Source organism: Microcoleus sp. Pol12B4 (assembly GCF_036701385.1).
In the GTDB taxonomy this organism is placed as follows: Bacteria; Cyanobacteriota; Cyanobacteriia; order Cyanobacteriales; family Microcoleaceae; genus Microcoleus.
The window spans coordinates 1-11,392 of record NZ_JAUBQR010000218.1 but is presented as its reverse complement, the minus strand read 5'-3'; the positions used below and the strand labels follow the sequence as shown (position 1 = coordinate 11,392).

Genomic DNA, 11,392 nt, shown 5'->3' with positions numbered 1-11,392 from the left:
TTTGTTTTCGCGACATTCCGCTACAGGCGATCGCAGTTAGCGGATTGGCTGTTTGGTTTTTTTATAACCGTTTAGTGCGGTTTGGGCAAGAGTTTGATTTGCTAATGCTTGAGGCGGTGGGACTTCAGAGTATTTGGCTGTTTTGGCGAGTGCTTCCTTTAGGGATTAAAACACAAGTTGTGGCCTTTTTAACTCAGCTTACAAACTCTCAGGAAACTCCTTGGGCTTTTTGGGGTGTTCTGCTGTTGCCTTATTTAATTTTAATGGTAAGTGCAGCGCAGTGGCTCTACCGCAAGCGAAAGTTTCAACTTGCCAGTTTTGGCGAAAATCTTGCTCTCGGTTTGGGGAGTGCTTTAACTATTATTAGTTTTGTCAATCCGTTCTGGCGATCGCTCAATTTATTCGTCTCTACTTTAATTCTAGGTTGGATTGCTTGGAAATACGTAATTCCAGATAATTCCCGGCGAGTCTCGATGTCGGCTTCTGCGGCTGACAAACCGAGAAATCCGGCAATTTTAATTACCATAAATCACCTTATTGGTTTATGCGCGATCGCTTCGGGAATTGACTTGTTTTTACCAGACCTGACACCCAATATTTGGTCAGCAATATTATTAATATTCATGGCGGGTGAATGGGCATTTTATGTCTGGATGAAAACGCGCAATTACCGAGAAAGTTCTGCCTTTTTTCACTGGCATCCTGCATGGTTCCAAAGTTCCTGGTATCTAGGCTTAGTATTAGCAGGATTTAGCTTTGTCTTGTTGCAAAATTATTTAATTGCGGGTACTGCCACTCATCGCCCTCAGTGGAGTTTGCTCTGGCTGGCGACTCCTTTGGCTTTGACTGCTGTTGCTAAATATACTGAGGTTCCTCACAAACGAGTTGCCAGTACCTTTAGTACGATCGCCTTAATATTTGCACAAGTTCTAATTTTTATTTTTCCGGGATATCGGTTAATTGGTTTTGGCTTTGCCGCCGGATTAATGTTGGTCAATACTTACTATTTAGTCGAGATCCCAGCGGCTGCGATTGGAGTGGGATTTGGCTTGAGTTTCGTAGCTGCGGCGATCGATCGATTAGGTTTTGTGTCGGGTTGGGATTGGGCAATTGCCGGGGCGACCGCTGTTTTGTCTCTCTGGTTACTTCGCAGCATGATAGTTCGTTTTTCCAGCCGTTTGCCTGACCCTTCTCCATTAGCTGAAATTTACGAGCGAGCTTTAGATGGGTGGGCAATGTTACTCGCAAGCTTACTGTTAACAACTATTACTTTTTATTCCTATGAACTCTACGCAGGCAGTACCTTGAGTTTTCCGCCCTCTACTGAAGTTTTGGCTGCTATTTTGGTGATAATGGCTGCGATTATTTTCCGAATTTTACGCCAATTTTCCCCTCTGGTAATTTATGCTTTGGCTTGGAGTTTGGAGTTGTTGACAGCAGTGGGTTTGAGTTTTGTCGATCGCACTACGATTAATTTGGCAGTTGCTAATATCGCTCTCGGATTGTTTACTCAATTGTTGGGGGATTGGTGGCGGCACCGCCACCCCGATCGAACAAATTTACCTAGCATTCATTTTATACCTTTGGTTTACGGGGTATTGGGTTTAACTTTCCGATCGCACACTTTGACGAATTGGACTGGTTTAACTGTGTTGGGGGCGTCTTTAATTGCGATCGGCATTGGTAGGCGGGAGCCAGAATTCAAACCTTTGGTTTATTTAGGATTAATTGGCGTGTCCGTTGCTGCTTACGAATCGCTACTATATCAACTTTTTCAAACACCAGGAGGAGCTTTTGGAGATGGCTTAATTGTCCTGGCCACTCTCGGCACAACTTTAACATATATCTATCGCATTTTATCTCCTTGGCTCAGCAATTATTTACATTTAACTAATGCAGAGTTAAAAATATTTGCTCACCTGCACTGGGTTTTGAGCAGTTGGCTGCTGATTTCAGCTTCTGCCGATGATATTAAATCCGCCTTAAGTTTAGGATTAGTCACTGGTGCTTTATTAGTTCAATATGCTTTCTTGCAAGGGCGAAATAATCTCGATCGCCAATGGGCAGAAATTTGGATTTACTTAGGTTGGCTAGAAGCCTTTGGCATCCGGCTTTACTGGATCAATACACCTTTAGTTAAGTATATTTCCGGGCCGCTGGGGCCTTGGAAAGTTGCCTTCGCTTCTCTATTAGCTTATTTCATTTACATTTTGCCTTGGGACAACTGGGGTTGGTCAAAAAAACCTTGGCAGGTAATTGCTTCGCTGGTTCCAATAGTTACTATTTTGGAAAGTCCCGCTAAGTTTTATCCGATTAGCTTGCTGATAGCTGCTACCTTCTATTTTTTCCTGGCTTGGGAAAGGGAGGAAGTCCGTTTTACCTATGTGAGTGTGGCGATAATGGACTGGATAATGCTGCGGTGGTTCTGGCAAATAGGATTGACTCAGCCAGAGTTTTATGTTACTCCTTTAGGACTTTCTTTACTTTACATTACTCTGTTCGATCGCACTCTCAAATTACCAGCAGAAAAACCGTTACGCCACACTCTGCGAATGCTCGCAACTGCGCTGATTTGCGGGATGCCTCTTTTTACTCAGCAAAGCCACGGTTTAGTTGCCGCAGCTTTTAGTTTGGTGGCTATTGCAGAGGGTTTGGCGCTGCGAGTTCGGGCGTTTTTGTTTGTGGGAACGGGAATTTTTTTAATCAATGTTTTCTATCAGTTGGTGGTTTTGATATTTGATTATCCGCTGATTAAATGGGCGATTGGTTTGGCTTTTGGCATTGCGTTTATCTGGATTGCTGCTACTTTTGAAACGCGGCGCGATCGCATTTCTGCTTTGGTGCAGCATGGGGTTGTGCAATTGCAATCGTGGGATTAGATTCATCGATAAGTTGCTTTTTTTTACGGGTACTTTTTAATTAAAAACCCGGTTTCTCCGAGAAACCGGGTTTTTAATCAACAGTATTTATCCGTTGGTAGAGTGCATTAATGGCTTAATGCGAATTCGGGCAATTTCGGCTCAGATGGACCATCGGGAACTACCTTAACCTGATTGTTTTCATCCACATCAACGATCGCCTTTTGACCGTCTTTCAGCTTCCCAGACAGCATTTCCTCAGCCAGTACATCTTCCAACAACCGCATGATTGCGCGGCGCAAAGGTCGAGCACCGTAGCTGGGATTGTAGCCTTCTGTAACTAACAAGTCCTTGAACCGATCTGTCACCGACAAAGTAATACCCTGTTCGGTTAAGCGGCTGAAGACTTGCTGCAACATGATGTCCGCAATCTGCTTGACTTCTTCCCTGTTCAACTGGCGGAAGACGATAATCTCATCCAAGCGGTTGATAAATTCGGGACGGAAAAACTGTTTCAGTTCTTCGTTTACCAAGCTGCGAACGCGGTTGTACTGCGCGTCTGCGGCACTTTCAGTAAACTCGAAACCGAGACCGCCACCACCTTTTTCAATCACTCGCGAACCGATGTTTGAGGTCATGATCAGTAGTGTATTCTTAAAGTCTACTGTCCGACCTTTAGCATCGGTCAAGCGGCCGTCTTCCAAGATTTGCAGCATCATGTTGAAGACATCTGGGTGAGCTTTTTCGATTTCGTCGAACAAGATGACTGTGTAAGGACGGCGCCGGACTGCTTCTGTTAGTTGGCCACCTTCATCGTAGCCGACGTAACCCGGAGGCGAACCGATGAGTTTGGAAACCGTGTGGCGTTCCATGAATTCGGACATATCTAACCGAATCATGGCTTCTTCGGAACCGAAGAAATAAGTTGCCAGGGCTTTTGTAAGTTCCGTTTTGCCGACGCCTGTGGGGCCGGAAAAGATGAAACTGGCGATCGGGCGATTCGGATTTTTCAAGCCTACCCGCGCGCGGCGGATGGCCCGAGAAACTGCGGTGACAGCTTCTTCTTGACCGATCAAGCGCTGGTGCAGCGTGTCTTCCATGTGCAGCAGCAATTCCGATTCGGATTCTGTCAGCTTGCTGACTGGTACTCCCGTCCAATTAGCCACGATGTGGGCGATGTCTTCTTCGGTGACGATGGGAGAAGTTTTGAGTTGGCTTTTGTTGATCGTAGCTTCGGCGATTTCGGCTTCAATTTCTAATTCGCGATCACGCAATTTTCCAGCTTTGTCGAAATCTTGCTCGCGCACTGCTGCATCTTTTTCTTTTGTTACTGCCGGCAGTTGCTTTTTGAGCTCTTTAACTTCAGGCGGGGTTTGTGAATTCATCACGCGGACGCGGGAACCTGCTTCGTCAATTAAGTCGATCGCCTTGTCTGGCAAAAACCGATCGTTAATGTATCTGTCTGACAGTGTAGCCGCTGCTTCTAAAGCTGCGTCGGAAATTGTCAGTCTGTGATGCTGTTCGTAAGCCGATCGCAACCCGTACAATATTTCTATTGTTTCAGCCACACTCGGTTCACCGACTTTGATCGGTTGGAAGCGGCGTTCTAAGGCAGCGTCGCGCTCGATGTGCTTGCGATATTCGTCCAAGGTAGTGGCGCCGACACACTGCAATTCGCCTCTAGCAAGGGCGGGTTTGAGCATATTGGAGGCGTCCATGCTGCCTTGAATTGCGCCTGCACCAACTAAGGTGTGAATTTCATCAATTACCAGAATGATGTTGCCTGCAGCGCGAATTTCGGCCATGATTTTCGTCAGGCGTTCCTCAAATTCGCCGCGGAACTTTGTACCAGCAATCAGCGAACCCATATCGAGGCTGATTACTTGTTTGTCTTCTAAAATTTCCGGGACGTTTCTATTAACAATCCGCTGGGCTAGGCCTTCGGCGAGGGCTGTTTTGCCGACTCCCGGTTCGCCTACTAACACTGGATTGTTCTTCGTGCGGCGGCCGAGAACTTGGATTACGCGCTCAATTTCATTTTCGCGGCCCACCACGGGATCTAGTTTGCCGGCTGCAGCTAACTTGGTCAGGTTTGTGCCGAATTCTTCTAAAGTCGGGGTTTTGCGATCGCCGCTCTCCCCCCTACCTCCGGGTACCGCCGCGACTTCTCCCACGGCACGAATTACCTGCGTGCGGACTCTCTGGCGATCGATCCCTAAGTTTTGCAGCACCTTCGCCGCCACCCCTTCATCGTCCTGAATCAGCCCTAGCAGGATGTGCTCGGTGCCGATGTAATTGTGGCCTAACTGCCGCGCTTCGTTGAGCGCCGTCTCAAAAATCCGCTTGACGCGGGGGGTAAAAGGAATTTCAGGCGGGAGGAACCCAGAACCTCTACCGATGATATTTTCGATTTCATTGCGTGCCTCTTTCAAGTTGAGGCCCATATCCAGTAATACTTTTGCAGCGATGCCAGTGCCTTCGCCGACGAGTCCCAGAAGAATTTGCTCGGTGCCTACAAAATTGTGACCGAGGCGCCGCGCTTCCTCTTGGGCGAGCATGATTGCTTTAATGGCTTGTTCTGTAAAGCGTTCAAACATATTTTTTCTATCCTACTGTCTTGGCGAGGGCTGTATCGCTGCTGGTGAGGAGCGATTTGGAACACTACACAAATTATAGATGTAAATTTTTGTGTATTTCCTTCTCTAACAATGTATCTTGCTAAAGGGGTAGAGACAGTGGGGAGAGCCGAATAGTAGGGGTGTGGTTGCCGTCCGCTGTCGATCGGATATTAATTGAGAATAATAGTAGCAAAATGGCTTTATTCCATGAATACTATCATTTTATCTATAAATTATCTTCTTGTTCGAGTAAATAAAGCTTGATTTTTGTTGACCTAAGTACATGGTTGAATTAAGCATATAACAGTTGCCATGTCAAGACTTTTGACGGTTGAGGGTGGTCGTGCCGTCAGCCAACAGCCAACAGTCAACAGCGAACAGCGACTAGAATCAGATATATTTTCAACTCTGAGGAGAGCTCCATGCAATTTCTCTCGCAATACCAAATCCACTCTACTCTCCACGAAGGTATCGAAACGATTATTTATCGAGGAAAAATCCCCACCCAGCAGGAGACAACTGTACTCAAAATCCTGAAAGCTGAATACCCCACCCTCGATGCAATTACCCGGATCAAGCACGAGTATCGCATTCGTCAACATTTAGACCATCCGGGCCTAGTTAAAGTCATTAGCCTAGAAACCTTTGATAACCGTCTCGGCTTGCTTTTAGAAGACTTGAATGGCGAATCTCTAGATCGCCTGATGTCCCGGCAAAAGCTCGAAGTCATCACCTGTTTGAGGTTTGGCATCCAACTCATAAAAACCTTAGACTATCTACACCTTCAAAAAATTATTCACAAAGATATTAAGCCGAGCAATATCATCATCAACAGCCAAACAGAAATTATTAAACTGACAGATTTCGGGATTGCTTCACGATTGTCCAAAGAAAATCCCCAAATTAATAATATTAACTCGATAATCGGTACTTTTGCTTATATGTCTCCCGAACAAACCGGGAGAATGAACCGCACCCTCGACTACCGCACCGACTTTTATTCTCTCGGGATTACCTTATATGAAATGCTGACAGGTCAATTACCATTTATGAGTAACGACCCCTTAGAAATAGTTTACAGTCACATAGCCTCTAAAGCAATTTCAGCCCATCAAATTAATCCCGACATTCCACCAGCTATCTCACAAATTGTGAAGAAATTAATGGCAAAAAATGCCGAAGATAGATATCAAACAGCAGGCGGCTTGTTAGCAGATTTAGAAATTTGTTTGGATCAATTAGAAACTACAGGAAAGATAGTCGATTTTACGCCGGGCAACTTAGATATATTGAGTCAGTTGTTGATTCCTCAAAAATTGTACGGTCGGGAAACACAAGTCAGCGAACTATTGGCAGCATTTGAACGTGTAGCTAATCCTTGCGAGGAAAATTATTCCCCTTCCCAAATTGAAGTGATTCTAGTTTCTGGTTATGCAGGTATAGGCAAATCGGCCGTAGTTAGCGAAATCCAAAAACCCATCACCAGACAGCGGGGTTATTTTATTTCGGGTAAATTTGACCAATTCAAGCGGAATATACCTTACGCATCTTTAATTCAAGCTTTTCAATCTTTGATCCAGCAGTTACTTGCCGAAAATAACGAAAAATTACAAGATTGGCAACATCAACTTTTAGCAGCACTAGGCGATGCCGGACAAGTAATTATTGACGTAATTCCCGAACTAGAATTGGTAATTGGCAAACAGCCTGCAGTTGCGGAACTTGCCCCCACAGAATCACAAAACCGATTTAACAGGCTATTCAAAGAATTTATCCACGTATTCGCGCAAAAAGAGCATCCATTAGTCATATTTATCGATGACTTGCAGTGGTCAGATTCAGCGACCTTGAAATTAATGGAATTGCTAGCGACTGACCCCGATAGCAAATATTTACTATTAATTGGAGCCTATCGAGACCATGAAGTTAGATCTACACATCCTTTAATGCAAACAGTAGAGTACCTTCAAAAAACGGGTATTCTTCTCAAGAATTTAGTGCTGGAACCTCTTTCTTTAGCCCAGGTAACTGACTTAATTGCTGAGACATTGAATGACTCAGAAAGAATTCAACCTTTAGCAGAGTTAATTTGGAATAAGACTGGTGGGAATCCTTTTTTCTTGACGCAATTGCTCAACACTCTTTATCAAGAAAAACTTTTGAGATTTGATTTTACCCGGCTGCTGTCTCCCGGAAGAAGAGGGGAGTGGCAGTGGAACATTGAGGAAATTCACGCTATTGGCATCACAGATAAGAGTGTAGTTGAACTGGTAGTTAGTCGGATTCAACAATTGCCAGAGACTACACAACAAGTTTTGAAATTAGCCGCTTGTGTTGGGGACAAATTTACTTTAGATGTTCTCTCTACTGTCAACGCAAAATCTCCCTCAGTCACTGCGACTGAACTCTGGGATGCTTTGCAAGCCGGGTTAATACTTCCCTTGAATGAGAGTTACCTCATTCCTTTGTTTTTAGATGGAGAAGCAGGAGCTAATTTAACTTTCGATTCTTCGCGAATCAGCTATAATTTTTTGCACGATCGCGTCCAGCAAGCTGCATATTCGCTGATTCCTGAGGATGAAAAGAAAGCTACTCATCTTAGCATAGGTAAATTGCTACTTGAAAATACGCCATTTGATAAAGTAGAAGAGAAAATTTTTGATATTATCAACCAGTTGAATGTAGGAATTGATTGTCTCAGTCTGCAATCAGAAAAAGATGAATTAGCCGGATTAAATTTAATTGCTGGACATAAGGCAAAAGCAGCTAACGCTTACGAACCCGCTGTTAAGTATTTGAATGTGGGAATGTCGTTATTAGCACCTGATAGCTGGGACTGCAACTATAGCATGACGCTGCGGTTGTATGTAGAGACGCTGGAAGCGGAATATTTAAACACTAACTTCCAGCAAGCAGAAAATTTGGCGGAAGTGGTTTTGCGATCGGCTAAAAACCAGCTTGACATAGTGAAAGTGTATCAGCTAAAGATTCTCTTTTATCAGGCTCAAAGCCAGATGATAAAAGCTGTTGAAACAGGTTTAGAAGTGCTGGAAATGCTAGGAATAAATTTATTAGATAACGAAACCATTGCAGTGCCTAAATTGCCGCGAATTGAGGAATTAGGCAACCTGCCAGTTATGACAGATCCTTATCAACTGGCAGCTATGGAAATCCTGACAGCCCTCTATCCTCCTGCTTATATTGCCAAACCAGAAATTGTGTCCTCACTCGTCTTGACTATGGTCAATCTTTGTATCGATCGCGGTCATTCAGCCTTAGCTACTTTTCCCTATACTCTTTATGGAATGATCCTGTGCGGAACCGAAGGCGACATCGAAGCTGGCTACTACGCTGGACTAATCGCTTTAAAGCTGCTAGAACAATTTAATGCTAGCCGACAGAAAGCTAAGGTTTATGTAATGTTTAATGCTCATATCAGACTCTGGAAAGAGTCTACAAAGAATACACTTGCTTCATTTATAGAAGGAATGAATGTTGGTTTGGAAACTGGCGACTTAGAGTGGGCAATTTATAATTGTAAGCACTATATCACAAATTTATTTTTGGTGGGAGAACCGCTAGAATATGTCGAAGAAAAACAAACAATTTATATGGATTTTTTGCTAAAAAACAAACACGAATTTGCCATAGGTTATGCTCAAATTTGGCAAGTAATTTCTTCAAGCTTAAGAAGCAAAACAGCAGAGCAAGTACGATTAGTTAGCAACAGGTTGGATGAACCTGCTGTGATGTCGCGTTGGCGGAAAGAAAATAATCGAATGTCGCTGTTTGCAGCTTATGTTGCTAAATTGATGCTGCTTTATTTATTTAAAGATTATGGTGCGGCTGTTGGCAGCGGTAAACTAGCGGCAGAATACGCAGATGGGGCGATCGGCTTAATCACTGTTGGGGTACACAATTTCTACTATTCGCTGGCCCTCCTCGCTCACTATCCTGACAGTGACAATCAAGAAGCATACCTAGCTATTGTTAACTCTAATCAGCAAATTATGAAAAAGTGGGCCTGCCATGCACCCATGAATTATCAGCACAAGTACGAGTTAGTTGAAGCTGAGAAAGCTCGACTTTTCAGCGATAAACTTGCAGCCATGGATTATTATGACTTAGCTATTAAAGGAGCGGCTGCTAACGGTTACATCCAAGAAGAAGCATTAGCTTATGAATTAGCTGGAGAGTTTTATCAATCTTTGGATAAAGAGATAATTGCTCGAGCTTATCTGACGAAAGCTTATTATGCCTACATCCGCTGGGGAGCTATAGCAAAAGTTAAATACTTAGAATCCCGTTATCATTATTTAGTCGATCGCAATCAAGAAGCAATATCTAAAAATGTTGATATCATGACTGCTACGACTACTGTTGACAATAGCTTGATGCTGGATTTACCAACGGTTGTCAAAGCATCTCAAGCTGTTTCGAGCGAAATTATCCTCAGCCGTTTGCTAGAGAAACTCGTACAGCTTGTGAAGGAAAATGCAGGCGCTCAAAAAGTATTATTTCTTGCCAAGACAGGTAATCAATTCTTCATAGAAGCTGGACTTACATGTCAGTTTAATGATGTAACCTTGTTACAATCTATCCCGATGGCCGAATCCGATCTCCTCCCAATTTCCTTGATTAATTATGTAGAAAGAACCCAAAAATACTTGGTTTTAGATGATGCTAGCCGAGCCGAGCAATTTCAATTTGACCCTTATATTGCCACCAATCAACCCCTATCTATCCTGGTATTGCCAATTATCCATCAAGGCAACCTTACGGGAATTTTTTACTTAGAAAATAATTTAACAAAAGGTGCTTTTACTAGCGACAGGCTTGAAATTTTGGGAATTTTGTCTGCACAAGCAGCTATTTCTTTAGAAAATGCCCGTTTTTATACTATTCTGGAAACGCGAGTAGCCGAAAGAACTGAGAATTTGCATACTGCACTGGAAGAACTCCGCCACACTCAATTGCAGCTAATTCAAAGTGAAAAAATGTCCAGTTTAGGGCAAGTGGTCGGGGGAATTGCTCACGAAATTAATAACCCGATTAACTTTATTTATGGAAATTTATATTACACCAACGAATACGCTGAAAACTTACTAAACTTACTACATTTATACCAAAATAATTACCCAAATCCAGTGCAAGAGATAGTAAATGAAACAGAGCAAATAGATTTAGAATTTTTAATGAATGATTTCACTCAAATGATAGATTCAATGAGAGTGGGCGCTGCGAGAGTTCGCGATATTGTGCTGTCGCTGCGAAACTTTTCTCGGCTAGATGAATCAGATAGAAAATGGGTTAATCTCCACGAAGGTATCGACAGCACGTTGATGATTTTGGATCACAAATTAATTAATATTCAAGTTATTAAGGAGTACGGCAATTTGCCTTTAGTCAACTGCTATCCGGGAGAAATTAATCAGGTATTTATGAATGTACTGACCAATGCGATTGATGCTTTTTGTCGCCAAAGAGGGAGTGAAGTTAACTCGACACAGACTCCAACGATTCAGATTTGCACTGAAGTCGCGGAAGGAAATCAAGTAGCGATTCGCATTGTTGATAATGGTGTGGGTATGAATTCGGAAGTGCTGGGTAAAATATTCGATCCGTTTTTTACTACTAAACCGATAGGTAAGGGGACTGGTTTGGGATTGTCTATTAGTTATCAAATTGTGGTAGAACAGCATGGAGGAAAGTTAATTTGCAAGTCGGAACCCGGAGAGGGAAGCGAGGTTAGTATTTTGCTTCCGTATTGATGAATTAAAGCCATCGTGAAAGCAACTGTTCAATTACTTTCACAAAGCCGATCGCAATTTGGATCAATGGCCAACCCACAAAACAAATTAACACCGCCCAGCGAGTTTGAATATCCAAACCTTGGCGAACCGCCACAATTACAGC

Annotated in this window: 3 protein-coding genes; 2 read left to right on the top strand and 1 reads right to left on the bottom strand. The window is 43.4% G+C overall.

Going from position 1 to position 11,392, the window contains the following annotated elements:
* On the top strand, window positions 1–2,879 hold a 2,879-nt coding region (locus tag QUA38_RS23585; protein ID WP_333166164.1), incomplete at its 5' end, for a hypothetical protein.
* 107 nt (window positions 2,880–2,986) lie between these two features.
* On the opposite strand, the gene QUA38_RS23580 is transcribed toward QUA38_RS23585, so the two are convergent.
* A complete protein-coding gene (locus QUA38_RS23580; RefSeq protein ID WP_333166162.1) occupies window positions 2,987–5,455 on the bottom strand; it encodes an ATP-dependent Clp protease ATP-binding subunit in 2,469 nt (822 codons plus the stop codon).
* A 443-nt stretch (window positions 5,456–5,898) separates the two neighbouring features.
* Here QUA38_RS23580 and QUA38_RS23575 point away from each other — a divergent pair, with 443 nt between their 5' ends.
* Window positions 5,899–11,247: an AAA family ATPase gene (locus QUA38_RS23575; protein ID WP_333166160.1), complete on the top strand. Its 5,349-nt coding sequence runs from the start codon at window positions 5,899–5,901 to the stop codon at window positions 11,245–11,247.
* The last annotated feature ends 145 nt before the right edge of the window (window positions 11,248–11,392 follow it).

Coding starts and splice junctions, on each gene's coding strand:
- QUA38_RS23575 (WP_333166160.1), top strand. CDS start 5,899: ATGCAATTTCTCTCGCAATACCAAATCCACTCTACTCTCCACGAAGGT.
- QUA38_RS23580 (WP_333166162.1), bottom strand. CDS start 5,455: ATGTTTGAACGCTTTACAGAACAAGCCATTAAAGCAATCATGCTCGCC.